Origin of the sequence: Paraburkholderia sp. RL17-368-BIF-A, assembly GCF_046054045.1 — a bacterium.
Classification (GTDB): domain Bacteria; phylum Pseudomonadota; class Gammaproteobacteria; order Burkholderiales; family Burkholderiaceae; genus Paraburkholderia; species Paraburkholderia graminis.
The window spans coordinates 272,753-296,335 of record NZ_JARESN010000006.1 but is presented as its reverse complement, the minus strand read 5'-3'; the positions used below and the strand labels follow the sequence as shown (position 1 = coordinate 296,335).

Below are 23,583 nucleotides of genomic sequence, written 5' to 3'. Positions count from 1 at the left end.
TCATAGCAAAGCATCGAATATTGTTAGTCGTTTTCTCCTCTCAGAAGCCGGCGGGCTACAGACGCCTGCGTAACCATCTCGCCACGCTGAGACCGCCCAGCATCATCCCAGCCGTAAGCGGCGGCGCTGCGCGAACCACGCTTGCCTCAGGCCATTCGGAAATCATCGGCTCGCCATCACGCGCTACCAGTCTCGATATCCACTTGCGCGCGCTGAGCGGCAACGGAGGCGCGACTTGCCCAAACACGTTATGCAACTGATCGCTCGCATGCGGAAACGAGCCTAGCGCGATGGCCTCTTTACGTGACGGCGAGCCTATCACCTGGCTCGTCACGACGGCCGCCCCGCGCGCCAAGCCGTCCATACAATCCAGTATGTCGATTTCAGCCGCCGTCAGGACGGCCAGTACATCATCGACATAAGCGTTGATGACATCCTGTTGGATTTTCAAACCCCATTCCAGCGCCTGCGGATTGTCGCGAGTGAGAAGCTTCGGAAAGACAGAGCCGTCGTCCGCCCGCGTGTATCCGGTCGTCGTGCCATGATCCGCCGCACACAAGGCTTCGAATATGGGCGCGCGAATCAGCGGTCTTATAGGCTCTCCCACGGACTCGCTGAGATAGTCATCGAGGCTGCCGCAGTTTTCCGGGCGATGATAGAGGCCAAAGTAAAAGCCCGAGAGGCGTCGGTCGAAGCCTGCTTCCCGGCTGCACGCAACCTTTGCCAGCGAGCGCTGCAAATTTGCGCGCCATCCAATATCGACGACACCGACGTTACCGTCCGCGAAGAATGCGTGCTGCTCCAGATAGTCGAGCAGTAGCCGTCGCGCAGAAGAAGCGGACGCGTTGATCAGATCGCGAACCTGATCGTCGGTCTGGATGTACCGGATCAACTGCTCTACTTCAGCGCGACTCATCGCGGCATGCGGGGAGCGAATACCAAGACGTTCCTGCAAACCGGCGATGGCCGTGTGATTGATATCCAGATCGAATTTCCTGAACACGTCCGCGAGCGAATTGCCTGCCTTGAAACCGAAATGACTCAGGTCGCCTTCCGATATGTCCAGAACAGCAGGCAAGTGAAGCGATTGCCGCGACACGTGCAGATACCGCAAATCGATCGGCAAGTCGTATGCGCTTACTATCTTTTTCGCAATCGATAAAAGTATCTGGCCGTCACGCGCGAGGAAGAACAATCGATCGACTTTCCTGCGTCTCGCCTCTGTGAGAATCCACACGACAAACGCGAGCAGCAACGGACCCACGAAGCCAGCCGATACCTCTGCGAGCGTCTCGTCGTGGTCGCTGACGGGCTTGACGCGCAGCCGCGCCGTGCGCGCGCTTCCCGACAGAGCAGACCCAAGCAGCGGCGGCTCGATCGCCGCCTTGTCCAGTTCGCGTTCGAGCCGCCCGGGCGCAGTCTTGAAGAACGGCGCGGCACGACCGCCTACGCGCCATACCTGGAATACATCGGAGAATACGTTGTCTCCGACGTGCAGGTGTTTGACTCCACTGCCCTTCGCATCCGAAAAGAGAGTCCCACTCCTCTTGGTACGACGGTTCTCGCATGAAATGAACAACTGCCCCGGCTGCACGCGCACGCCGCAACCGCTGAGCATGCTTTCCAGATCCGATCGTGAAAAGTAGATATCCGAAATAATTGCCGTTCTTCCCAATGCCGACAAGCGATTGAATATCTCGACCATGCCGGTTATGGGACGTAACAAGCGCTTTTCGAGCGCGACTTCGATGCCCTGCGCCGCGGACAGGAATTCGCGTGGCAAATCCACCGACTCTGCGATCTCCGCATAAATGTTGTCGAGCGTCACTTCACGCTCGACACGGGCCTTGCGTGCCCTCCACTCCGCCGATTGCCTGATCGCCATCCATTCGCCCGGCTCGACGACAGAACCAAATTCGCGTTGCAGCCGATATCCCGCCACAAGGAACAGATCGGAGGGTCGCCGCAAGGGCCTTGTTATTAAAGTGTCGAACGCATCGAAAGAGACGAGGCCATCGCCGGTCCAGATTCGCTGTGCATCCAGGTCGTGTAGTGGATTCATCCCCGCAAAAAGTTGCTGGATGCCAGCTGATACAAATCGTTGGTTGATGACGCGTTCGAGAAGGAGGTTCGTCGCATTCATCGGTGCCTTCCGCCTTAAAAGAGAGGAACTACTTTCGACCGCGCCGAGCTTGTCTGCTCGCTCGCCCGGCATGGGTCTTCCGCACGCCGGTTCAACACTAACGATCTAAAAAACGCGCGCCGTCAGCCATGACTCATCAACCATGACTCATCGTCAACGCAAGCGGTTAAAGCTACCCGGTCGCAGATCACGACGATCTCCGCGCCATATGACGGCTCGATCACCAGCAGATTCCAATCCCCACTGGCGATGCTCGTCTCGTACCTCGTCATGGAGGGCGAACCAAGCCGGACCTCGGTGCCATCGAGTGAATTGGCCCAGTTGACTTTCGCTGCCAGTTCACCCTCCGCGAATCGATGCCACGAAGATAGCAATACTCTCGACACCACATTGTGACGAATGATGTCTGCCGCCCTCAGCGCATGTATTCCTTCGCAGGTTATTGCTCGCACGTTGTCGCCCCTCAGCGCGAACGTCGTGCGTAATTCGGACCTGGCGCGATCATGTGTCACGGACAGTAGCTCCGCGTCATGAAAGCTGCGCGCCACGTCTTTCGTCAGTAATTCGTCTTTCATAGCGATCCTCAAAGCCTTGAGGTGTTCACGGTATAAAGCACGGCCGGGTTCTGTGACGCACCTCGCTCCTATAAGTGCGTCGCTCGTGCTTCGCTAACAACGCGAACTCCTTTTTTAGCGGTGTGATTGCGAGCTAACGGGTTGCAAATATAACGGACTGCGTAATCAGCAATAGGCGAATATGGAACGAGACAAAGACTGGAAAGCGCGAGCGTCCCGAGCTTTTTCTTCAGGCTCCAGAACGGATTTGCCACGATCGCATGGAGATAAGCATGCGAATGTTTTAACATCCAGCGCCAGCGGGCCGTCAGCGGCGCGTTGTAGACACTCGCGCAGAAATACGCCCTTTCAAGCGCGAAATCGTGAAAGTCCCGTGGCAACTGCATGCCCAGGCGGCGCGATGCTATTTCGCGCAGAGTCGCCCACCGCGACGTGAATGCTTTAGGCGCCCTGTCGGTCTGCTCGGAATTAGCAAACGTAGCGCCTCGCGCTCCGCAATACACGCGGTAACCGCCGAGCGACTTTGGAATGCTCAATACTGTTCCAACGAGAGCCGCCCCGTAAATCGCGTAGAAATCCGCGCCATACCGGCTCTTGGCCGTCTCTGGTACGGGGAAGATTTTTCGCAACGCACTGACGCTATACGCGTTGCCGGACGCAGGCGGTGACGGGTACAGCCATCCGTCGAGCAGAGGTTTCAAACAGTCGCCGTCGGCTAACGAGTGAGGTACATAAACTCCCGTACATTTGCTGGTGCAGTCGATCACATCCAGCCGGAACTGCACCTTTGCCACGTTTTCTCTCTCGAAGCTCTGCATCACTTCGGTCACTGCGCCGGGATAGAGTACGTCGTCCGAATCGAGAAACAGAACATAGCCCGTCTTGAGCCGCTGAAGCGCCAGATTGTAGGCGGAGACCTGTCCGCCGTTGTCCTTGAAAATAGTCGTTATGCGCGTGGCGTAGGCTTGCATGATGGCGCGCGATCCATCCGTCGATCCGTCGTCGATGACGATGACGCGTGTATTCATGTAGTCCTGCGCGAGCGCGGAATCTATTGCCTGTGCCAGATACTCTTCATAGTTGTAGTTGCAGATCACAACGTTCATTTCTTTCATGGTGACTTCCCGGCAAGAGCTCAAGGCGATCTGACCGACCGGATACGTTCAAACGAATCGGCGCCGGATGAGCGATCTTGCAATGTTCATGGGGGCGAGCAACGTGACGATGCTCCATCCCGCAATCAGGCAACGAAACGCGGCTCGCTCGAAGTTCGGGCGAAAGGGAATGGACAATGCGTCGCGCAGGGCGCGCAATCGGCTGTCGCCGGGCAGCGGATGTTTTTCCGGTGTCAGCCGCAAAGAAGCAACTCGCAATTGAAGCAAATGCGGTGCGCAGAACAGCGTGCTAATCGGCGGTGGCGGCCTGCCGGTCATGGCGCAGGCTTTGCACGCGGCATGGTGTCGCTTGAGCGCCCGCGCAATCTCGCGGCCGAAGTTATTCGTGTTCGCGCTCATCGCGCTATCGTTCTCGCCATGCATGCGATAGAGCACCAAAGGCGCGGGAATCGTCTCGACGTCGCCCATATAGGGAGCCATCGCGATGCATGTCGAATCCGTGAACGAATCGCAACTCGCGTCCAGTGGAAAGATCTTTCTGAGGAAGCTGCGCGCCCACGCATTTCCCGAACCCGGCGGCGTGGGATACTCCGACGTCCTGTATGCCCACTGACGGATCGCCTCCGGCGAGAGTCCCGGCGGGACCTTTGGAATCACGTTTCGAATCTTCGGAATGGCGTTGTCGTTGTGTATGGGACGCCCGTGTGCGTCGACTCGCTCCATCAATACCTGCACTTTGGTGAGGCCCGTGCGCCACACCGAAGCGATCGAGCGCAGCGCGCCGGGCACCAGAACGTCGTCCGCATCGAGGAAGATAACGACGTCGCCCGAACTCTTCGCGAAGCCCATGTTGTTCGCTTCACGCTGACCACCGTTCTCCTTGAAGATGGCCGTAATCGCTTCGCCAAACGAGTCAATGACTTCCGCTGAGTTATCGGTCGAGCCGTCGTCGACGACGATGACTTCGACGTGCGGCCAATCCTGCGTCAGCGCGCTTTCCACCGCTTGCCGGAGAAAGCGACCGTAGTTGTAGTTGGCGATCACGACCGAGAAGAACAGCTCGGAATGGTTCGCTGGACATTCGCTGTATCGAACTCTCATCGACTACCTCCAGCCCGCCTGGATGAATACATCCTGAACACATCCGTTTTGCGAAGCCGCTCACGGGTACGCTTTTTCGTTGAATCAGCCGCCGGCCCGGACGGTAGGTTGCGTTACTTCGCCCGAACCGGATTCGCGCACCCTGCCCTCGCGCAGCAACAGAGTGCCTGGCGATATTCAAGTTATGCGTTCATATAATCAGTGCAGTCGGCGCGGCCTAAAGTCGAGTAGTAATGTCGCGAATCGCTGAATCGTCGATAATATCGTCGTACGAAATAATCGTATTTAGTCGTCCGTAGATGCGCTTATTCGCACTGCGCTACTTTTCGTACAATCGCTTCGCAGAATGGGAACAGGTTATGCAGACTGCTCCATCTGCACTACGCGGAAGGCGGCGGCTGTTTCGTCGATTGCAGGATGCACGCTGTAAAAAGCCGAGCTGATCGAAGACGTGCCGTTGCCGCCGTAATCGGCCAGTCGTTTATGAATCGAGCGATACGCGTTTCGCGTACATTGGGACGGCGCGGCTAAATTCGCGCTTCGAGAATAGCGGCTAGAAACGTTATGGCTGCGCCACCTTTCGGACCGCACTGGTCGCTGCATTCAGCAAGCGGCCATCATCGTGCCTCAATGTCTGCTTCTTGATTACGCGTCCCGTCTTGCGGTCCACCAGTACCGAGTGCTTCTCTCCCGGAGCAAACAGATTGGCCTCGCCCCATTGACGCAACATCACAATGACAGGGAAAAGCGCTTCGCCCTTCTTTGTCAGGACGTATTCCTGGTGTCCGGAACCATCCGACGCTGGCACAACCTCGAACACCCCGCCTTCAACGAGCATCTTGAGGCGGTCGGCTAGAATATTGCGGGCGATGCCCAGGCTGGAAACGAACTCACCGAACCGACTCACGCCGTCGAAGGCGTCTCTAACTATCAGCAGTGCCCACCTGTCTCCCACGATGTCAATCGCCCGGCCAACCGGGCACGATAAATCAACAAGACTTCTCTGTCTGGCCATCTGGCGCTCCTCGATCTCAATGCGAACGTCCGAGCCCGACCGACATTACCGACGGTCGCACGTAAGCTCAATCGTAAGTTGCATTTTAAAACAACTGTCCCTACACTCTTCGTAGTTGCAATTTGAAACTACACAAATCGACTTTTCCATGAGCACGTCCTGTACCCCCGAAGTGCAGCATGATCCGCCCACTGACTCGATAGAGCGCAAAGAAATGCCCAGGGGCCTCGTCGCCCTGATGTCGGTGTGTTGTGCGGTGAGCGTTGCCAACGTCTACTACGCCCAGCCGTTGCTCGACGCCATCTCCCACGACTTCCATATTTCTCATTCCGATGTGGGTGGCGTCATAACAGCGACTCAAGTGGGCTGCGCGCTTTCGCTGATGTTTGTCGTGCCGCTCGGCGACCTGATCAACCGCAAGCGGCTTATCGTCTGCCAGCTGGTTTTGCTCGCCATCGCGTGCGTAGCCGTGGCTCTATCAGGATCGCAGCATGCCTTGCTCGCTGGAATGATTGGCGTCGGATTGCTCGGCACGGCAATGACGCAGGTTCTGATCGCATGCGCAGCCGCGCTTGCCAACGAAAGCGAGCGCGGCAGAGTAGTCGGTACGGCACAGGGCGGTGTTGTCGTTGGCTTGCTGATGGCTCGATCACTCGCCGGCGTCGTGGCAGATGTGGCTGGCTGGCGAGCCGTCTACCTCGTGTCTGCAATTTTCGCTGTCGGCATGCTGATTGTGCTTCTTCTCTTTCTACCGACTCCGCGGCCGTCCCGAGTGCAATTGAGCTACGCCGGCCTGCTGCGCTCGATGATCGAACTCCTGCTGCGTGAGCGCGTACTGCAGGTACGAGGTTTCCTTGGTCTTCTCATGTTCGCAGCATTCAGCATTTTCTGGAGTGCACTTGTTCTACCGCTAAGTGCGCCGCCTCATGCAATGTCACATACGGGCATCGGTGCATTCGGTCTGGTCGGGGCACTCGGCGCGATGGCGGCGGCACGTGCCGGGAGCTTGACCGACCGGGGCCACGGTCAGACCACAACGTGCGTCGCGCTAGTTCTTCTCTGCGCGTCATGGCTACCGATCTCGCTTATCGATAAGTCAGTGATCCTATTGATTGTTGGCATCATACTTCTTGACATAGGCGGGCAAGCGATACACGTCGTCAACCAGAGCATGATATTCAGCACGCGTCCCGAGGCGCATGCCCGCCTGGTCGGCTGCTACATGCTTTTTTATTCCGCTGGAAGCGGCTTGGGCGCGATATCGTCGACGGTGATTTATTCGCGTGCAGGGTGGCCAGGCGTTTGCGCACTAGGTTTCGTCGTCAGCATGACTGCATTCGCATTCTGGGCAGCGACGGTCCGGCATGCCGGGAGATAAATGCCGCTTGCCGGAACGTCTGTGCCCGTTCCTGTCGAAGCCGGACTGTCGCGGCCTTCGCGACTAGTCGCGAAGGCTCCTGCCCGGCGAAGTACTCGTCAGCCGTGTGGCGGAACCGCCTCGGGATCCATCCACATCACTTCCCAGATATGACCGTCCGGGTCCTCGAAACTGCGGCCATACATGAAGCCGAAATCCTGCACAGGCGTAGGGTCTGCCTTGCCGCCGGCATTACTCGCCTTTTCGACAAGGCTGGATACCTGCTCGCGATCATCCGCCGACAGACAGAGCAGCACCTGCGCGTCGGTGTGCGCATCGACGATCCGCTTGCTGGTGAACTGGCGCCACTTGTCGTGTGTGAGAAGCATCGCGAAAATGGTATCGGAGAGCACCATGCACGCGGCGGTATCGTCACTGAATGCGGGATTATTGACCGCGCCAACTGCCGCGTAGAAGGCTTTCGACCGCTCCAGGTCCGTCACTGGCAGATTAACGAAGATCATCTTGGTCATCATTTTTCCTTTGAGATCGAGCCGCGGCAGGATTGCCGCCACCATACATACCGACGAATGACGTGGAGAAGAATCGACGAAAGCCGCGAAGAATTTTTGAACGCGCAACGCGCACTCGGAAATAGCATGTCTGCTTTCGACGGTCTCGCGGATTAGGCCGACGTTGGTTCGACCTCTTACCCCGGCAATAAGCCAACTGCCCTGTAAGTGCCGATCAAGGTGTCGAACAAGGCAATGTCCGCCCGCCCGCGCGCCATCAACTGAGCGCCCGCGACTGCGGCGTAAATCGCGCACGCGCGTTCGCGGCTGGCCTCGCCGGTGACGACGCCAGACGCCTCCAGCGACCGACGGAGCCAGGCCACGTTGACGTCAGCGAAGGCCTGCACTTCCTTTTTGACCGCTTCAGGCAGATCGTCGTATTCCGCGGCCATGAAGCTGCTCAGGCACATGCGGTTGTCGCACTCCAACGACCGGCGAAACGTCTCCGGGTATCGACGCAAGCTGACGAGCGGATCGCCTGATGCCGCCGAGAGTTCTTCCAGCGCAGCGGCCGCGTCCTCGTAGTAGCGTCGCGCGACTGCCGCCGCGAGGTCCGCCTTGCTCGCGAAGTGATGGTAAATGCTGGCAGCTTTAATGCCGACATCCTGCGCCAGGTCCCGAATATTGAGCCCGGTATAGCCGTGCGCCTGCGCCATTCTTGTCGCAGCAGCAAGGATGCGGTCCCCTGAGCCGGTGACGGCTGCAATGGTCACGACGGTCTCCTCAAAAAGTTGTTGACCTGACGCATTGTACCGCCTAAAGTTGCCCCTAACAAACGTTAGGTAGGTAACCCGCATGTCGCATCGCAAGAGCGGCATTTTTTTGATAATGGTTACCTAACTACTGTTAGGTAGTCTCATCAGTTTTGATTCAATCCGTCCCACAACCGCCAAGGAAAAACCATGACCTCCGAACTCCTTTACCTCGATGCCACCCGACTGGCCGAACTGATCCGCACACACGAAGTCTCGCCCGTCGAGGTCGTGAAGGCACACCTTGATCGCATCGACGCGGTCGATCCGAAAGTCAATGCGATCGTGACAGTCGCGGACGATGCGCTGGAAGCCGCCAGGGCTGCCGAAACGGCAGTGCTGTCGGGCAAGGCGTTGGGGCCGCTGCACGGAGTGCCCTTCACCGCAAAAGATTCGATCGACACGGCGGGCGTGGCGACGCAACGTGGCTCGCCCATCTTTAAAGGACGCGTTCCTGACGCCGACGCAACTAGCGTGGCCCGGCTGAAAAACGCAGGCGGCATCCTTCTCGCAAAAACGAACTTGCCCGAATTCTCGTACTGGATCGAAAGCGACAATCTGCTCAGTGGCCGATCGAATAATCCGTGGGATCTGGAGCGCACTCCGGGCGGCTCCAGCGGCGGCGAATCGGCGGCCATCGCAGCGGGTATGTCGCCGCTGGGGCTCGGCACCGATCTGGCGATCTCTGTGCGCGGACCCGCTGCGCAGACAGGCATCGTGTCGCTAAAGGCGACTCACGGACGCGTGCCCATGACAGGGATCTGGCCGCGCGCCCCACGCCGCTTCTGGCACGTGGGTCCGATGGCTCGCAGCATCCGCGACCTGGCGCTCGCGTTCTCGCAGTTGTCCGGTCCCGATGGGCACGACGCTTTTGCAAGCAGTACCGTCCCGTTCGATGCCGGCGTGGGCCGCTCACCAGACCGTCCGCTGCGAGTGGGCTGGATGGTTGAACCGGGCTTCGGGCCCGTCGATCCGCAAGTCGCGGCAACGGTGCAGGCGGCGGCGGAAGCGCTCAAAAGTTTGGGGCTAGTGGTGGAGCCTGTACGCATTCCTGCCCTCGAGCGTGACTTCGCTCTCGACGTCTTCAACCGCCTGCACGTCATGGAAATGAAGCCGGCCTTTGCGGAAGTGACAGCAGGTCGCGCTGAGGACGAACTCTACAAGATGGCCAAGACGATGCTGGCGCTGCCCGACACTTCGATGAGGGACTACATCGACGCTGAACAGGCGGCCGAGCGTCTGCGAGACGGATACGCCGAATACTTCCGGAATTACGACGCGCTGATTACGCATGTGCTTCCGATCCCGGCTCACAAGCACGGCGTGGACACGTTCTCGATCAACGGCCACGCAGTGGATGCCACCTATCTGCAGGGCGCAACTGTGCCGTTGAACGTCACGGGCTTGCCCGGCATCTCGATGCGCTTCGGCACGAGCAAGGAGGGGCTGCCGATCAACGTACAGATTGTCGGGAGTTGGCAGGCTGAGTCAACCATTCTTCACGTTGCGTCACTACTCGAATCGGTCAGCCCGGTGCGCGATCTACATCCGCATATTTGAGCCTTCAGCCCTGCGCAAACCGGCCATCGCCGCACTGGATCAAGCGACCGCAGCGGCAAAAGTTTAGACTTCGCATCTGGCCGCAAACATGTACGACGCGCTCGACGGCCCGCAGCAAATCGAGAAATCGACCTCGGCGATTTGCCTGCCTGCAGCGAGTTCGCCGATGTGCTAAAACCTGCGTGGTCGCTCAACGAACTACTGCTCAAACTGCCGGCGCGGCATGCTGCCAAGCCCGCACCAACTACACTGACTATTGAAACGGGACGATAATGACGATGTCAGAAAATCCAACGATCGCCCTGGTTGGGCCGGGAGCAATCGGCACGACCGTAGCGGCGGCGCTTCATGAAGCCGGACGCACGCCGGCCATTTTCGGCCGCTCGGCGCACGAACATCTGGAACTGCGCTTCGACGGCGGCCGCATCGCGGTGCCGGGACCTGTGCGCACCAATCCGTCCGAAGTCGACAACACGTTCGACCTGGTTTTTGTCGCGGTGAAGTCAACGCAAATAGACGCGGCAGCGCCGTGGCTCTCCGCGTTGTGCAACAAGAACACCGTGGTCTGCGTGCTGCAAAACGGCGTCGAACAGAAAACGCTTGTCGCGCCGCATGTGCCCGGCAGCCCGGTCTTACCCTCGGTGGTTTGGTTTCCTGCTCAACGCGAACCGGACGCCTCTGTCTGGCTACGCGGCAAAGCTCGCATTACGTTGCCGGACACGCCAGAGAGCAGCCTTGTCCTTTCGGCATTGAGTGGCACACGGTGTTCGGTCGACGTAGCAGCCGATTTCACATCCGTCGCGTGGCGCAAGCTTTTGCAAAATGCTGTCGCAGGTTTAATGGTTCTGGCGGGACGCCGTGCCGGCATGTACTCACGAGCCGATATCGCCGGCCTGGCTCTCGCCTACTTGCAGGAATGTCTCGCGGTTGCCCGTGCGGAAGGCGCGACACTGGGCGACGAAGTCCCGCAAGAAATCGTCGATGCATTTCGTGGTTATCCGGCCGACCTGGGCACTTCGATCCTCGCCGACCGGGAGGCTGGCCGCCCGCTCGAATGGGACAGCCGGAACGGCGTCGTGCAGCGACGTGCCCGGTCTCACGGTATCGCCACACCGATCAGCGATCTGGTCGTGCCGCTTCTCGCGGCCGCGAGCGACGGACCGGGCTAATACTTCCACGAAGGATGTGACGGCGCGACGCGCCCACTCTCGGACTCACCCGCCAAACAGGTTGTGCCGGATCTGCTTCAAATGTCCGGTCAGCAATTCGCACGCGAGATCGGCGTCGCGGTCGCGCAGCGCATCGACGATCGCGCGATGCTGCGCCTCATACTCGGCGCGCCGCTCGGCCGTCAGCGACTTGCGTTTGAGCCGGCCCCACTCGCCCTGCTCGCGCACCTCGTTGGTCAGTTCGAGCACGCGCAGAAAGAAGCTGTTGTGCGTGGCCAGCGCGAATGTCTTATGCAATTCGCCGTCCCACTTCTCGAACTCTTCGATGCTCTGCGCGGCTTCGGAACGCTCGATGCATTCGACCATCCGCGCGAAGTCCGCGGCCGTCGCATAACGCACGATCAAGCCGGGCATCAGCGGTTCGATCAGCAAGCGCGCTTCCATCAGCTCTGCGGGACTGGTCTGCACGACCTCTTGTGCGCCATGCGCGGCCTGCGCGGCCTGCGCGTTCTGCGCGTTCTGCGCTTCGACACGCACCGCCGCTGCGGCGACGTCCTTCTGCGGCAGCACGAAAGTGCCGCTTCCCACCACCTGCGTGATGAACCCGCGCCCCTTCAGATCGGCCAGCACGCGCCGCACCGCCCCGCGTGACGCGCCGAATTCCTCGCTCAATTCGCGCTCGGCGGGAAGCTTGACGCCCTCTCGCAAACGCCCGGTGCGGATGGCCTCTTCCAGATAGCTCGCAAGCGCACGCGCGCCCTCCGCTCTCACAGAAATCTTGCCGGTCTCAACGTCGCCCATGACTTTCTTCCTTGCCGGTGAAGCCTCTTGCATAGAACCAATTGGTACTTATCTTTGGTTAACCCTGGTTGGTTGTGGTCGCATTTGGTCCTACAGTGACACACATTCTCACCAACTGGACCTAGATTAAGGGCTCGACATGAAATTGGCAAATTTGCTGGTGAACGGCGCGAAAACCGTTGCTGTGATAGATCCCGAACGGCAACAGTATTGGACCGTAGCGGAATTGAGCGACGGCTTTCGCGGCGATATGATCCAATTGGTACATGACTATTCGTCGATCAGGAGCGCGCTGGTGCCGAAGCACGACGGCCATCCCCTGAGCGGCGTCACGGTTCTGGCGCCGATCGACGAGCCGCGCCGCAACATCTTCTGCGTGGGCAAGAACTATCACGACCATGCGGAAGAGTTCAGCAAATCCGGCTTCGACAAAAGCGCCCAGGCCGGCGAACACATTCCCGAAGCACCGGTCGTCTTCACCAAACCGGCGACGACGGTGATCGGCCCAGGCGACAAGATTCCGCGTCACGCCGCAGTCACGCAGCAACTCGACTACGAGGTTGAGATCGGCGTTGTGATCGGCAAAGCGGGCCGCGGTATCCGCAAGCAGGATGCACTCGCGCACGTGTTCGGCTACACGCTGATCAACGACGTGACCGCGCGCGATCTGCAAAAGCTGCATCGCCAATGGTTCCTCGGCAAATCGCTCGACGGCTTTTGCCCGATGGGCCCGTATCTCGTCACGGCCGACGAACTCGACGCCAACGACATCGACGTGCGCTGCTGGGTCAACGGCGAGTTGCGCCAATCGTCGAACTCGCGGCATCTGATTTTCGACATCCCCACGCTGATCGAAACCATTTCGGCCGGCATCGCACTGCAACCGGGCGACGTGATTGCAACCGGCACGCCGGCGGGCGTCGGCATCGGTTTCAATCCGCCGCGCTTCCTGCAATCCGGCGACGTCGTGCGGATGGAAATTCCGCGCGTCGGCGTTCTTGAAAACGAGGTGGCATAAATGGCAACAACTCTGGTCCAGGGTCTTTACATCGAAACGCAAGGCGACGGCGCGCCCGTCGTGTGCATTCACGGTCTCGGCGGCTCGTCGAATAACTGGACGCCGGTGCTCGGCGCATTCGAAGGCAAGCGGGTAATTCGCATCGACCTTCCTGGCAGCGCGCGCTCGGAACTGCCGGCGCAGAAGCTGTCGATCGACGGCTACGTGGACGTGATCGCCGCCGCGCTGCGCGAGATGAAGATCGAACAGGCGGACGTGGTCGCGCATTCAATGGGCACCATCGTCGCGCAGCATCTTGCGATCAGGCATCCGCAACTGGTGAAAAGCCTCGCGCTGTTCGGGCCGCTGCTCGCGCCGCCCGATGCCGGCCGCGAGGGCATGCGTCAGCGCGCGGCGCTCGCACGCGACAAGGGCGTCGCGGGCTTGCAGGAAATCGCCGATGCGATCGTCAAAGGCGCGACGAGCGACGAGACCAAGGCTCAGCGCCCCGTCACGCTCGCGCTGGTGCGCGAGAGCGTGATGCGCCAGTCGCCGGAAGGCTATGCGCAAAGCTGCGAAGCGTTGGCTGGCGCACAGGCCGCGCCGGTCGAACAGATCAAGGTGCCCACGTTGCTCGTCACCGGCGATCAGGACGGCGTGGGCAAGCCCGAAGCCGTGCAGGCGATGGGCGAGCGCATCGCGGGCGCGAAGGTAGTCGTGCTGAGCGGCTGCGGACACTGGACGACGTTCGAAAAGCCCGCGGAATCGCAGGCTCAATTGCAGGCGTTCTACAGCGCCGCCCGCTGATAAAGAAGTGACCGACAAGGCCCAAGCGGGTGATACGTCTTTAGCGAAACATAACCCTTAGGGCGAGATGCGCGCCAGTCGCAGTCCGCCCGCCTGGAGGAGACACATGAGCTCGATCGTATTCACGAACGTAACGGTTTTCGATGGCAGCGGCGCGCAACCCTTCAAAGGCGAAGTGCTCGTCGAAGGCCAACGCATCGCCAAGGTAGGACGCGAAGGCGAGCCGGTCAGCGCGCCGCACGCGCAACGCATCGACGGCAAGGGCGCGTTCCTGATGCCCGGCATGACGGAAGCGCACACGCATTTCTCATGGAACGATCAGCCTTCGCTGTCGGCGATCCAGTTCATGCCGCCGGAAGAACACATGTTGTGGTGCGTGCGCGTCGCCAAACGCTATCTGGAGATGGGCTGGACTTCGGCGCTCGGCGCGGCGGCCGCGAAGCCGCGGCTCGACGTCGTGCTGCGCAACGCGGTGAACGCAGGCGAATTCCCCGGCCCGCGTTATCTGGCCGGCAGCCAGGAGATCACGATACTCGGCGGCCTCGCCGACAACACCCTGCCGCACATGCCGTTCAAGGAACTGAACTTCGGCGCGGTGGTGAGCGGTCCCGAGGAGATGCGCGCCACCACGCGCATGTTCGTCAAGTACGGCGTCGATCATCTGAAGATCAATCTGTCCGGCGAGTACATTGCCGGGATTTCGGCGGAATCGTCGCCATTCTCGGAAGAAGAAATCGCCATGCTCGCCGCCGAGGCGAAACGTGCAGGCAAGCGCGTCGCCGCGCATGCGCGTTCGAGCGAGTCGGTCAAGCAATGCGTGCGTCACGGGCTGGAACTGATCTTCCACGCAAGCTTCGCGGACGAAGAAGCGCTCGACATGCTCGAAGCGAACAAGGACAAGCACTTCGTCGCGCCGGGAATCGGCTGGCTGATCAGCACGCTGTATCACGCGGAACCGTGGGGCATCAGCGAAGCGGCCGCCACGCAGATGGGCTATAAACGCGAGCTCGAAACCGCGGCGATCACGCTGCAGAAGATGCACAAGCGCGGCATTCGCATCCTGCCCGGCGGCGACTACGGCTTCGCATGGATGCCGCACGGCACGAATGCGCGGGACCTCGAATACTTCGTGAAGTACATCGGCATGACGCCGATGGAAGTGCTGTTGGCGGCCACCCGATATGGCGGCGAACTGATGATGCGGCCGCACGAACTCGGCCAGATTCGCGAGGGATATCTGGCTGACATCCTGCTCGTCAATGGCGATCCGCTGAAGGACCTGGCCGTGCTGCAGGACCCGCAAAAAATCACGCTCGTGATGAAGGACGGCGAGATCTTCAAGACCTCGCACGACGTCGTGCCGCCGCACGGCGAACTGCATGCGGGCGCGCCGTTGCCGGCCGATGCCGGCGTCGCGCAGACGACTCACGCGCCGGTTCACTGAGCGGCGCGGACTTCGGCGCGGCTGCGGGCACATCAAAACAGCAATCCCTGTTCACGGGACGGGAGACAGCATGAAATCGCTTGCTCTGCTCGCCGCTTGCGCGGCGAGCTTCGTGTGCGCGTCGGCATGGGCCGCCGCGCCGGATATCGGTTTATCGAACGGTTATTTCGGAACCGAATGGCGCAACCAGATGGTCGACGGCGCGAAGGAACAGTTTCAGACCTACAAGTCCAAGGGTCTCGCGGGCAATCTCGTGATCCAGCAATCGGGGACGAATACGGGCCAGCAGATCCAGGACATGCGCAACATGATCCGCCAGAAAACCGGCGCGATCATGGTCGACGCGAATTCGGCCACCGCGCTGAACGGCGTGATTTCCGAAGCGCAGCGTAGCAAGATCCCGGTCGTTTCGTTCGATCAGGCCGTGTCGAACAAATACGCGGTGAACGTCACCGTCGATCACTACAAGTGGGGGCAGCGCTACGCCGAGTGGATCGTGCAGCAATTGAACGGCAAGGGTAACGTCGTGGTCCTCGACGGCATTCCCGGTCATCCGGCAGCCGAAGCGCGCAAGAAAGCGGCGCTCGACACCTTCGCGAAGTATCCCGGCATCAAGGTCGTGTGGTCCGGTTATGGCGAATGGGACGAAGCGAAGGCGCAGGCGGTGATGGCAACGGTGATCGCCGCGCAACCGAAAATCGACGCGGTCTTTACCGAAGACGCGATGGCGCTCGGCGTGCTGCGTGCGTTCGAGAACGCGAACCGGCGCGTCGCGGTGATGACCGGCGAAGCGCAGAAAGGCTTCCTCCAGGAATGGAAGAAGCAGCGCGACGCGGGCAATCCGATGAAGGTGTTCGTGCAGGTGAATCCGCCCGACATCAGCCGGACCGCGCTCGGCATCGCAGTGCGGCTCGCGCAGGGCCACAAGCTCAAGCCGCTGCCGGACAACACCTACTACTTCCCGATCACGAAGACGGTCACCGCCGACACGCTCGACGCCACGCTTGCGTCGATGAACGGCAAGCCCGACAGCTATTTTCTGGGGCAATGGCTGAGCGAGCCGGAGCTCGACGCGCTCTTCACGCCCTGACGGAACGCGCATGCCTTTACTGACTGCCACAGGAATCACGCGGCGCTATGGCGGCGTGGTCGCGCTCGATAACGTCAGCATCGAAGTGAATGCGGGTGAAGTGCTCGGTTTGCTCGGCGCGAACGGCTCGGGCAAGTCGACGCTGTCGAGCATTCTCGCCGGCGACAATCGTCCCGACGCGGGCACGCTTTCGCTCGACTCGCATCGTCTGCCGCCCGGCGAGCCGCGTGCGGCTCGCGCGGCGGGCATTGCGATCGCGCATCAGCATCCGGGGCTCGCGCCCGATCTGCCGGTCTGGGAGAACGTGTTTCTCGGCGCGGAAATGTGCCGGCGTGGGCGCTTTCTCAATCGCACGGCGGCAAGGCGGCGCGCGGCGCAGTTGCTCTCGAGCCTGCGTGCCGGCTGGAACCTGGACCTTCCCGCGGGGCAACTCTCTGTCGCGGATCAGCAGCTCGTTGAAATAGCCAAGGCGCTGGCGCTCGAACCGCGCGTGCTGATCTTCGACGAACCGACGGCCGCGCTCGCCGCCGCCGAAGTCGAGAGCCTGATGCGCGTGATCCGCGCACTGGCCGCGCGCGGCACAGCGATCGTGTTCATCTCGCATCGAATGGCGGAGATTCAGGCGCTGTGCGATCGCGTGATGGTGTTGTGCAACGGAAGGCATGCCGGCGAAATTCCGGTGCAAGGCAAGCTCGACGAAGCGCGCGTGCTTGCGTGGATGGGCGGCGCCGCTGACGTGGATATGCACGGTGAAAGTGCGGCCGCTCGCCGGCATTCGCAACACAGTCCGCGCATGAGTGCCGTGATTACAGCTAGCGCGCCCAACGACATCAGCCCTATCGCGTTGAGCGCGCGTGGCCTGCGCGCCGGCGCCCGCCTGCGCGGCGTGGAGTTCGAATTGCGGCAAGGCGAAATACTCGGCGTGGCCGGACTGCAAGGACACGGCCAGGAAGAATTGCTCGATGCGCTCGCCGGATATCGCAAGCTCGATGATGGCGAGATAACGCTCGACGGTGCACCGATCGCTGTCCGCTCGCCGCGTCAGATGATCGACGCGGGCGTGTGTCTGGTGCCGAACGATCGGCATCGGCAGGGACTGTGGCTCGATCATTCGGTCGAGTTCAATCTCGCGCAAGTGGCGGCCAATTTTCAGCGCGAGCCGTGGCGTTTGCGAAGTGCGTCGATCCGCCAGTTGGTCGACTTTGCCGTGAAGCGTCTGCGGATCAAGACGTCCGACGCGCGACAACCCGTGCGTGCGCTGTCGGGCGGCAATCAGCAAAAGGTCGTGATAGGCCGCTGGCTCGATCGCCGAATCAAGGTGCTGCTGCTGAGCGATCCGACCAAGGGCGTCGATGTGATCGCGCGCAAGGAGATCTACGAAGCGATCGGCGCGCTGACCGAAGCGGGCGCGGCCGCGATCGTCTACGCATCCGACACCGATGAACTGCTCGCCGTTTGCGACCGCCTGATCGTGATGTACGAAGGCCGCGTGGTCGCGCAACTCGAAGGACCCGACATGAACGAAGCCCGCGTCACGAGCGCGCTGTTCGGCAGGAGCGCCGCATGAAAGCCGGCCTGACCGAACGACTTCAGCCTGCGCGCGAGCAGCCCGTCCACAGTTTGCGTCAATGCATTCACGCGATCACGTCACGCAACAGCAGCGCGTTGCCGGGCGTCGCGATGCTGCTGATCGTGCTGGCTTGCAATGCGTTTCTTCAACCTGATTTTTTCAGCGCCGATTCGCTGTCGAGCAATCTGCAAAACGCGGCGCCCGTGATTCTCGTCTGCATGGCGCAGGCGGTGATCGTGCTGCTCGGCGAGCTGGATCTTTCAGTGGGGTCCGGGATCTCGCTGATCAATTGCGTGCTCGCCGCGGTGCCGTCGCTCACCGGCTGGGGCACGGCGGCGACCTGCGTCGCGGCGCTTGTCATCGCGGTTGCGGCGGGTGTCTGCAACGGCTTGCTGGTCGGCTACCTGCGGCAAAGCGCGCTGATCGCGACGTTCGCCACCGGCGCGATCTGGTTCGGCGGCGCCCTGCTGCTGATGCCGCAGCCCGGCGGCGCAGTGCCGGAAATACTCGGCGAGTGGTTTGCGATGCGCGTCGGCGTGTTTCCGCTTGCGGCCATTCCGGTGCTCGCGGCGTGCGCGTTGTGGGCGCTGCTGCAACGTCATCGCTTCGGACGCCGATTGATCGCGACCGGCAGTTCGGCGGATGCGGTGTTCAAGTCCGGCGTCGATACGCGGCTTGTCAAGCTGCTCGGCTATGTGCTCGCGTGGCTGTTCGTGTTCGGCGCGGCGCTTTGCATCTCCGCGCAAACCTCGTCGGGCGATGCGCGCCTCGGCTTGCCGTACACGTTGAATTCGGTGGCAGCGGTCGTGATCGGCGGGATTTCGCTCGCGGGCGGACGCGGCTCGATGCTCGGCGCGATCTGCGGCGCGCTGGTGCTCGTGCTGATCGGCAACGTCGTCTACTTCGCGGGCATTCCGAGCAACTATCAGGAAGTGTTCAAGGGCGCGGTGATTCTGCTCGCGCTCGGTTGCACTTTCATCGGCGCGAGGAAACCGGCATGAGCGCGACGCTGACTTCCCGGCGCATGTTGTTGCTGGTGCTCGTCGTTCTCGTGATGGTCGGCGGACAGTGGGCGGTGCCCGGCTTTACGAACGCCGACCAGTTGGGCAACCAGTTGAAGATTGCAACTTTCCTCGGCCTCTTCGGCATCTCTCAGACGCTCGCGATGATGGCCGGCGGCCAGGGGCTCGACCTCTCGGTCGGCGCGGTCGCGACGTTGGGCGGGATCATCGGCGCGGCGGTGATCAATGTGGGGCCAGCGGGTTTGCCCGTTGGCTTGCCGCTCGCGTTTTTTGCGGCGGCGTTGTGCGGCGCGGTGGTCGGTGTGGTCAACGGTTGCGGAATCACGGTGTTCAAAGTGCCGCCGCTGGTGATGACGCTCGCAATGGCGAGTCTGGTCGACGGCGGTTTGATCGTGTGGTCGTCGCTCATGCATGTGAATACCGCGGCCAGTGCGACGCTCGTTGCGCTCGCCGGACGTAGCGTGGCAGGCGTACCGACCGTCGCCGTGTTGTGGCTCGTCGCCGGCACTGCGGTCTGGTGGTTTCTGGATCGCTCCGCATGGGGCCGCCGCCTCATGGCGACCGGCGCGAATCCCACCGCCGCCCTGCTCACCGGCGCTCGCGTGCGAGCGGTGCGTATCGCGGCTTATACGGCGAGCGCGATGATTGCCGCGCTGACCGGCATGCTGCTGGTGGGCTACGTCGGCCAGGCGTTTCTCGGACTCGGCAGCGGCTATGTGCTCACGAGTGTCGTGGTGGCGGTGATCGGCGGCGTGTCGCTGGGCGGCGGACGCGGCGATTACATCGCGGTGGCGATTGCCGCGCTGTTCATCACCGCGCTGACCAGTTTGCTGACCGCGCTGCAGATCGGCGAGGCTGGACGTCAGTGCATCTTCGGCGCGACGCTGATCGTGTTTCTGACGATGAACGGCTGGTCGGTCGGACGTCGGGCGTTGGCGGCTTGATGCGGGCATCGTCCTGCGGGTAATGCAGCGCTTTTCTGGAGGCGCTCTACGGCCAATACCACATCCATCACCGCGGCGTTTGGAGAAACCGGCCCACACATTTAAGGCACGTAGGGTCGCTCACAACCATTCACCGAACCAGGCTGCGCCGCAGCCGAAACCAGGACTAAAAAGCGCGCGAAAAAAACCCGCCGGGTGGAGTGGCCGGCGAGCCCTTAGATCCAAACCTCGGTGACAAGTCCGGAGGGTTCGGAAGGATAACGAACTATGGTGACTGGATCAACCGCTTGGTCCTGCCACTACGCTCCCCTTGTTATGAAACGGTCAACGAGACAGCGCGCGCTGTCCTGTCGACGACAGCTTGCCACCCCCGACGCTGCGGAAAGCCCGCGTCACGCGATCGGGCTCCGATCCCTGGGCGCAACGCTCAATGCCTCGCACTCATGCCCTGGCGAACTGCAGGCCGCCGAAATTCTGGATCGTCGGAATCTCGACCTTCGTGTACGTGTCGATCTGCGTGACCGGTGCGACGACGATAGCAGGGCTGGCGAAGCCGCCGCCATAGGCAGCATTGAAGTTGCCAAAGTTGAAGTTGCTGCCGCCGCGTACAGCGCACAGGGCCTTGGCGGAGAGGTGTTCGGTATGGGCGATGTCTTTGATGGTGAGCGAGGTCATGGTAGGTCTCCTGGAGCTGTTTGTCTGTTTCGGTTTGGAAGTACGGTCGGCGTGCCGCCGGGGAGAGCGCGGCTCTCCCCGGCGCTTAACTCACGCCTTCGCGAACTGGAAGCCGCCGAAGTTCTGGATCGTCGGGATCTCGACCTTCGTGTACGTGTCGGTCTGCGTGACCGGTGCCACGACGACGCCCGGGCTGGCGAAGCCGCCGCCATAAGCAGCATTGAGGTTGCCGGCGTTGTAGTTGCTGCCGCCGCGTACAGCGGACAGAGCCTTGGCGGACAGGTCTTCGGTGTGGGCGATGTCTTTGATGGTGAGCGAGGTCATGGTAAGTCTCCTGGAGCTGTTTCTTTGTTTCAGGTTGGAAGTACGTTTGGCGAGCAAGGGGGAGAGCGCCGCTCTCCCCGGCGCTTAACTCACGCCTTCGCGAACTGGAAGCCGCCGAAGTTCTGGATCGTCGGGATCTCGACCTTCGTGTACGTGTCGGTCTGAGTGACCGGTGCCACGACGACGCCGGGGCTGGCGAAGCCGCCACCATAAGCAGCATTGAGGTTGCCGAGGTTGTAGTTGCTGCCGCCGCGTACAGCGGACAGAGCCTTGGCGGACAGGTCTTCGGTGTGGGCGATGTCTTTGATGGTGAGCGAGGTCATGGTAAGTCTCCTGAGATGTTTCTCTGTTTCGGGTTTGGAAGTACGGTTCGGCAAGCAAAGGGAGAGCGCCGCTCTCCCCGGCGCTTAACTCACGCCTTGGCGAACTGCAGGCCGCCGAAGTTCATGATCGTCGGGATCTCGACCTTCGTGTGCGTGTCGGTCTGCGTGACCGGTGCCACGACGACGCCCGGGCTGGCGAAGCCGCCACCATAAGCAGCGTTGAGGTTGCCGAGGTTGTAGTTGCTGCCGCCGCGTACAGCGGACAGGGCCTTGGCGGACAGGTCTTCGGTATGGGCGATGTCTTTGATGGTGAGCGAGGTCATGGTAAGTCTCCTGAGATGTCTCTGTTTCGGGTTTGGAAGGTACAGTCGGCGTGCCGTCAGGGAGAGCGCCGCTCTCCCCGGCGCTTAACTCACGCCTTGGCGAACTGCAGGCCGCCGAAGTTCATGATCGTCGGGATCTCGACCTTCGTCTGCGTGTCGGTCTGCGTGACCGGTGCGACGACGACGCCCGGGCTGGCGAAGCCGCCGCCATAAGCGGCATTGACGTTGCCGACGTTGTAGTTGCTGCCGCCGCGTACAGCGGACAGAGCCTTGGCGGACAGGTCTTCGGAATGGGCGATGTCTTTGATGATCAGCGAGGTCATGGTAAATCTCCTGTGAGGGTCTTCAGTCTGGAAGGAAGAGCACTATTCGTTGCGCTCACAGGGGTATTTGCACAGGGTATGCCAGGCTTAATCGCGCAAGGCGGATATAGGCATCCAAGCCGCTGAAAACAAAGGGGAATTAAAAATTTACCAGCAGGCTTTTCAAGCGCTTTCGGCACGCGAGGGGGAGAAAGGTGTCGTGCCGTAGCAAACAGGTTTTTGAGGACTGTCTGCGTTGCGAAAACAGCAGCGGGGTTTTGGTAATTCGCGACGCAGCCGGTGGTGTGCGCATATCGTTCGTGCGACGTGACACGGCGCGCTTGCCGTCTTGCTTATTCCTTGCTCTCAGGAAACATACATCCGCCATTGCGGATCAGCGCCTTCACCTCTTCGCTCACCTGTAAGGGGTTTCGATTTAATCGGGCAACGAACTCCTTGCAGCGCCGCACGTACGACTTCGAATCGTGCTTCGCGCTCCAAACGACTATGTTAAGCACGACCGGAATGAGGTCCAGGCCCTTCTCGGTCAGCGTGTAAAAGTCCTTCCGCCTGTCGTCGGCACTGGGTGCCCTCGAGAGAATTCCTTGCTCCTCAAGAAACGCAAGGCGCGAAGCAAGGACATTGGTCGCGATTCCCTCCTCCGATCTCAGGAACTCGCCATACGTCTTCTTGCCGGCAAAGACGATGTCGCGAATGATCAGGAGCGACCACCGGTCGCCGAAAACCTCCACGCCGTAGTTCACTGCGCAATGGGACCGAATGTCTTCTTTAGATGTCGTCTTCATGGATGTCGTCTTCATCGCTCGATATTAACATCGCTTGCATAACGCAAGTAATTTGCGCCGTTTACTTGTTTTTTGCAAGCAATATGTTTAGCATGGTTGTTCGGGAGTACGAGCAGCACCCAACAAACCAGGAGGCTGCATATGAGCACTATCAGCATCATCGGCACAGGCGGCATGGCCGCAGCGATCGGCGGCCTTGCCGCGAAGGCGGGACACATCGTCGAGGTGATGAGTCGCGACGCCGTCAAGGCGCGGACGCTCGCCGGGCAGATCGGAGCCGGCGCGACGACAGGCGCGTTCGGCGCCGCCCCGGCCGGGGACATTGTCATCCTGGCGGTTCCCTACTCCGCCGTTCTCGACGTGGTGAAGCAGTACGGCGAAGGGCTGGCAGGCAAGGTTTTAGTCGACATCACGAATCCGGTCGCCTCCGATCACACGAGCTTCGTGACCCCTGGAGACAGTTTCGGCGCGAAGGAGATCACTAAGGCCGCCCCTGCCGATGCGAAAGTCGTCAAGGCGTTCAACACCCAGTTCTCTCACGTCCTCGCGGCCGGTCCGGTCCCGGGCCACGCATTGGATGTGTTCATCGCCGGAAACGACGCGCAGGCGAAGGCACGCGTGTCGGCGTTCATCGAGAGCCTCGGACTGCGTCCAATGGATACCGGGCCGTTGCCAATGGCGAGGTCACTGGAGCACGCGTGCCTGCTGTCGCTGGGCCTCCTCGCCCACTCGGTCAAGCACACGAACTTCTCAATCGGCGTCAGCCTTCCCGGCTGAATGCACCCGGACCACCGCT

25 protein-coding genes are annotated in these 23,583 nt (G+C 61.0%); 11 read left to right on the top strand and 14 right to left on the bottom strand.

What is annotated here, in order from left to right; genetic code table 11:
- Positions 1–55: 55 nt before the first annotated feature.
- The 5 genes from P0D87_RS13490 to P0D87_RS13470 all read right to left on the bottom strand — a co-directional run bounded on the left by P0D87_RS13490 (position 56) and on the right by P0D87_RS13470 (position 5,949).
- Positions 56–2,143 carry an HAD family hydrolase gene (locus P0D87_RS13490; RefSeq protein WP_053860538.1) on the bottom strand — a complete coding sequence of 696 codons (2,088 nt, stop codon included), beginning with the start codon at positions 2,141–2,143 and terminating at the stop codon, positions 56–58.
- Positions 2,144–2,265: 122 nt separating this feature from the next.
- Positions 2,266–2,718, bottom strand: coding sequence for a hypothetical protein (locus tag P0D87_RS13485; RefSeq protein ID WP_006050381.1), 453 nt, complete (start codon positions 2,716–2,718; stop codon positions 2,266–2,268).
- 68 nt (positions 2,719–2,786) lie between these two features.
- Complete coding sequence (locus tag P0D87_RS13480; protein ID WP_053860537.1) at positions 2,787–3,833, bottom strand: glycosyltransferase family A protein; 1,047 nt, start codon at positions 3,831–3,833, stop codon at positions 2,787–2,789.
- 48 nt (positions 3,834–3,881) lie between these two features.
- Positions 3,882–4,934, bottom strand: coding sequence for a glycosyltransferase family 2 protein (locus tag P0D87_RS13475; protein ID WP_006050383.1), 1,053 nt, complete (start codon positions 4,932–4,934; stop codon positions 3,882–3,884).
- Between the two features lie 562 nt (positions 4,935–5,496).
- Positions 5,497–5,949, bottom strand: coding sequence for a winged helix-turn-helix transcriptional regulator (locus P0D87_RS13470; RefSeq protein WP_006050384.1), 453 nt, complete (start codon positions 5,947–5,949; stop codon positions 5,497–5,499).
- Between the two features lie 148 nt (positions 5,950–6,097).
- On the opposite strand from P0D87_RS13470, the gene P0D87_RS13465 reads away from it, so the two are divergent.
- Positions 6,098–7,327 carry an MFS transporter gene (locus P0D87_RS13465; protein ID WP_053860536.1) on the top strand — a complete coding sequence of 410 codons (1,230 nt, stop codon included), beginning with the start codon at positions 6,098–6,100 and terminating at the stop codon, positions 7,325–7,327.
- Positions 7,328–7,425: 98 nt separating this feature from the next.
- Here P0D87_RS13465 and P0D87_RS13460 read toward each other — a convergent pair whose 3' ends face one another.
- Together P0D87_RS13460 and P0D87_RS13455 are read right to left on the bottom strand one after the other, a co-directional pair.
- The gene (locus tag P0D87_RS13460; RefSeq protein WP_053860889.1) at positions 7,426–7,839 is read right to left on the bottom strand and encodes a VOC family protein; all 414 of its coding nucleotides are present in this window, start codon (positions 7,837–7,839) and stop codon (positions 7,426–7,428) included.
- Between the two features lie 176 nt (positions 7,840–8,015).
- Positions 8,016–8,591: a TetR/AcrR family transcriptional regulator gene (locus P0D87_RS13455; RefSeq protein WP_053860888.1), complete on the bottom strand. Its 576-nt coding sequence runs from the start codon at positions 8,589–8,591 to the stop codon at positions 8,016–8,018.
- 189 nt (positions 8,592–8,780) lie between these two features.
- On the opposite strand from P0D87_RS13455, the gene P0D87_RS13450 reads away from it, so the two are divergent.
- Entirely contained in the window at positions 8,781–10,190 is a 1,410-nt protein-coding gene (locus P0D87_RS13450) for an amidase (RefSeq protein WP_053860535.1), read from the top strand.
- Between the two features lie 272 nt (positions 10,191–10,462).
- Positions 10,463–11,359, top strand: coding sequence for an oxidoreductase (locus tag P0D87_RS13445; protein ID WP_053860534.1), 897 nt, complete (start codon positions 10,463–10,465; stop codon positions 11,357–11,359).
- A 45-nt stretch (positions 11,360–11,404) separates the two neighbouring features.
- Here the strand turns inward: P0D87_RS13445 and P0D87_RS13440 are convergent, their stop codons facing one another.
- Positions 11,405–12,160: a FadR/GntR family transcriptional regulator gene (locus tag P0D87_RS13440; RefSeq protein WP_053860533.1), complete on the bottom strand. Its 756-nt coding sequence runs from the start codon at positions 12,158–12,160 to the stop codon at positions 11,405–11,407.
- A 139-nt stretch (positions 12,161–12,299) separates the two neighbouring features.
- Here P0D87_RS13440 and P0D87_RS13435 point away from each other — a divergent pair, with 139 nt between their 5' ends.
- From P0D87_RS13435 to P0D87_RS13405, 7 genes are all read left to right on the top strand, one after another.
- Positions 12,300–13,178 (top strand): fumarylacetoacetate hydrolase family protein, encoded by an 879-nt coding sequence (locus P0D87_RS13435; RefSeq protein WP_053860532.1) that lies wholly within the window; start codon positions 12,300–12,302, stop codon positions 13,176–13,178.
- A complete protein-coding gene (locus tag P0D87_RS13430; RefSeq protein WP_006050392.1) occupies positions 13,179–13,964 on the top strand; it encodes an alpha/beta fold hydrolase in 786 nt (261 codons plus the stop codon).
- Positions 13,965–14,070: 106 nt separating this feature from the next.
- On the top strand, positions 14,071–15,408 hold the full coding sequence (locus P0D87_RS13425) for a metal-dependent hydrolase family protein (RefSeq protein WP_053860531.1): 1,338 nt from the start codon (positions 14,071–14,073) through the stop codon (positions 15,406–15,408).
- A 70-nt stretch (positions 15,409–15,478) separates the two neighbouring features.
- Positions 15,479–16,498 (top strand): ABC transporter substrate-binding protein, encoded by a 1,020-nt coding sequence (locus P0D87_RS13420; RefSeq protein WP_006050394.1) that lies wholly within the window; start codon positions 15,479–15,481, stop codon positions 16,496–16,498.
- A gap of 10 nt (positions 16,499–16,508) precedes the next feature.
- Positions 16,509–18,065, top strand: a complete 1,557-nt coding sequence (locus P0D87_RS13415; RefSeq protein WP_053860530.1) for a sugar ABC transporter ATP-binding protein — start codon at positions 16,509–16,511, stop codon at positions 18,063–18,065.
- Positions 18,062–19,069: an ABC transporter permease gene (locus P0D87_RS13410; protein WP_053860529.1), complete on the top strand. Its 1,008-nt coding sequence runs from the start codon at positions 18,062–18,064 to the stop codon at positions 19,067–19,069. Before P0D87_RS13415 ends, P0D87_RS13410 begins: the two co-directional genes overlap by 4 nt.
- On the top strand, positions 19,066–20,034 hold the full coding sequence (locus tag P0D87_RS13405; RefSeq protein WP_053860528.1) for an ABC transporter permease: 969 nt from the start codon (positions 19,066–19,068) through the stop codon (positions 20,032–20,034). The genes P0D87_RS13410 and P0D87_RS13405 overlap by 4 nt, the downstream gene beginning before the upstream one ends.
- 441 nt (positions 20,035–20,475) lie before the next feature.
- Here P0D87_RS13405 and P0D87_RS13400 read toward each other — a convergent pair whose 3' ends face one another.
- The 6 genes from P0D87_RS13400 to P0D87_RS13375 all read right to left on the bottom strand — a co-directional run bounded on the left by P0D87_RS13400 (position 20,476) and on the right by P0D87_RS13375 (position 22,787).
- Positions 20,476–20,709, bottom strand: coding sequence for a hypothetical protein (locus P0D87_RS13400; protein WP_029968918.1), 234 nt, complete (start codon positions 20,707–20,709; stop codon positions 20,476–20,478).
- A 90-nt stretch (positions 20,710–20,799) separates the two neighbouring features.
- Positions 20,800–21,033, bottom strand: coding sequence for a hypothetical protein (locus tag P0D87_RS13395; RefSeq protein ID WP_029968917.1), 234 nt, complete (start codon positions 21,031–21,033; stop codon positions 20,800–20,802).
- Positions 21,034–21,122: 89 nt separating this feature from the next.
- Complete coding sequence (locus P0D87_RS13390; RefSeq protein ID WP_053860527.1) at positions 21,123–21,356, bottom strand: hypothetical protein; 234 nt, start codon at positions 21,354–21,356, stop codon at positions 21,123–21,125.
- An 89-nt stretch (positions 21,357–21,445) separates the two neighbouring features.
- Positions 21,446–21,679 (bottom strand): hypothetical protein, encoded by a 234-nt coding sequence (locus tag P0D87_RS13385; RefSeq protein ID WP_053860526.1) that lies wholly within the window; start codon positions 21,677–21,679, stop codon positions 21,446–21,448.
- 89 nt (positions 21,680–21,768) lie between these two features.
- Positions 21,769–22,002, bottom strand: coding sequence for a hypothetical protein (locus P0D87_RS13380; protein WP_053860525.1), 234 nt, complete (start codon positions 22,000–22,002; stop codon positions 21,769–21,771).
- A 332-nt stretch (positions 22,003–22,334) separates the two neighbouring features.
- The gene (locus P0D87_RS13375; protein ID WP_053860887.1) at positions 22,335–22,787 is read right to left on the bottom strand and encodes a winged helix-turn-helix transcriptional regulator; all 453 of its coding nucleotides are present in this window, start codon (positions 22,785–22,787) and stop codon (positions 22,335–22,337) included.
- Positions 22,788–22,928: 141 nt separating this feature from the next.
- Between P0D87_RS13375 and P0D87_RS13370 the strand changes: the two genes are divergently transcribed.
- Entirely contained in the window at positions 22,929–23,564 is a 636-nt protein-coding gene (locus P0D87_RS13370) for an NADPH-dependent F420 reductase (protein WP_053860524.1), read from the top strand.
- Positions 23,565–23,583 lie beyond the last annotated feature (19 nt).

Bases quoted from the DNA above. Each gene is read 5' to 3' on its own strand.
- P0D87_RS13470 (WP_006050384.1), bottom strand. From the start codon at position 5,949: ATGGCCAGACAGAGAAGTCTTGTTGATTTATCGTGCCCGGTTGGCCGG.
- P0D87_RS13390 (WP_053860527.1), bottom strand. From the start codon at position 21,356: ATGACCTCGCTCACCATCAAAGACATCGCCCACACCGAAGACCTGTCC.
- P0D87_RS13415 (WP_053860530.1), top strand. From the start codon at position 16,509: ATGCCTTTACTGACTGCCACAGGAATCACGCGGCGCTATGGCGGCGTG.
- P0D87_RS13395 (WP_029968917.1), bottom strand. From the start codon at position 21,033: ATGACCTCGCTCACCATCAAAGACATCGCCCACACCGAAGACCTGTCC.
- P0D87_RS13380 (WP_053860525.1), bottom strand. From the start codon at position 22,002: ATGACCTCGCTGATCATCAAAGACATCGCCCATTCCGAAGACCTGTCC.
- P0D87_RS13445 (WP_053860534.1), top strand. From the start codon at position 10,463: ATGACGATGTCAGAAAATCCAACGATCGCCCTGGTTGGGCCGGGAGCA.
- P0D87_RS13370 (WP_053860524.1), top strand. From the start codon at position 22,929: ATGAGCACTATCAGCATCATCGGCACAGGCGGCATGGCCGCAGCGATC.
- P0D87_RS13425 (WP_053860531.1), top strand. From the start codon at position 14,071: ATGAGCTCGATCGTATTCACGAACGTAACGGTTTTCGATGGCAGCGGC.
- P0D87_RS13450 (WP_053860535.1), top strand. From the start codon at position 8,781: ATGACCTCCGAACTCCTTTACCTCGATGCCACCCGACTGGCCGAACTG.
- P0D87_RS13375 (WP_053860887.1), bottom strand. From the start codon at position 22,787: ATGAAGACGACATCTAAAGAAGACATTCGGTCCCATTGCGCAGTGAAC.
- P0D87_RS13440 (WP_053860533.1), bottom strand. From the start codon at position 12,160: ATGGGCGACGTTGAGACCGGCAAGATTTCTGTGAGAGCGGAGGGCGCG.
- P0D87_RS13410 (WP_053860529.1), top strand. From the start codon at position 18,062: ATGAAAGCCGGCCTGACCGAACGACTTCAGCCTGCGCGCGAGCAGCCC.
- P0D87_RS13480 (WP_053860537.1), bottom strand. From the start codon at position 3,833: ATGAAAGAAATGAACGTTGTGATCTGCAACTACAACTATGAAGAGTAT.
- P0D87_RS13485 (WP_006050381.1), bottom strand. From the start codon at position 2,718: ATGAAAGACGAATTACTGACGAAAGACGTGGCGCGCAGCTTTCATGAC.
- P0D87_RS13405 (WP_053860528.1), top strand. From the start codon at position 19,066: ATGAGCGCGACGCTGACTTCCCGGCGCATGTTGTTGCTGGTGCTCGTC.
- P0D87_RS13420 (WP_006050394.1), top strand. From the start codon at position 15,479: ATGAAATCGCTTGCTCTGCTCGCCGCTTGCGCGGCGAGCTTCGTGTGC.
- P0D87_RS13385 (WP_053860526.1), bottom strand. From the start codon at position 21,679: ATGACCTCGCTCACCATCAAAGACATCGCCCATACCGAAGACCTGTCC.
- P0D87_RS13430 (WP_006050392.1), top strand. From the start codon at position 13,179: ATGGCAACAACTCTGGTCCAGGGTCTTTACATCGAAACGCAAGGCGAC.
- P0D87_RS13460 (WP_053860889.1), bottom strand. From the start codon at position 7,839: ATGACCAAGATGATCTTCGTTAATCTGCCAGTGACGGACCTGGAGCGG.
- P0D87_RS13435 (WP_053860532.1), top strand. From the start codon at position 12,300: ATGAAATTGGCAAATTTGCTGGTGAACGGCGCGAAAACCGTTGCTGTG.
- P0D87_RS13490 (WP_053860538.1), bottom strand. From the start codon at position 2,143: ATGAATGCGACGAACCTCCTTCTCGAACGCGTCATCAACCAACGATTT.
- P0D87_RS13465 (WP_053860536.1), top strand. From the start codon at position 6,098: ATGAGCACGTCCTGTACCCCCGAAGTGCAGCATGATCCGCCCACTGAC.
- P0D87_RS13400 (WP_029968918.1), bottom strand. From the start codon at position 20,709: ATGACCTCGCTCACCATCAAAGACATCGCCCATACCGAACACCTCTCC.
- P0D87_RS13475 (WP_006050383.1), bottom strand. From the start codon at position 4,934: ATGAGAGTTCGATACAGCGAATGTCCAGCGAACCATTCCGAGCTGTTC.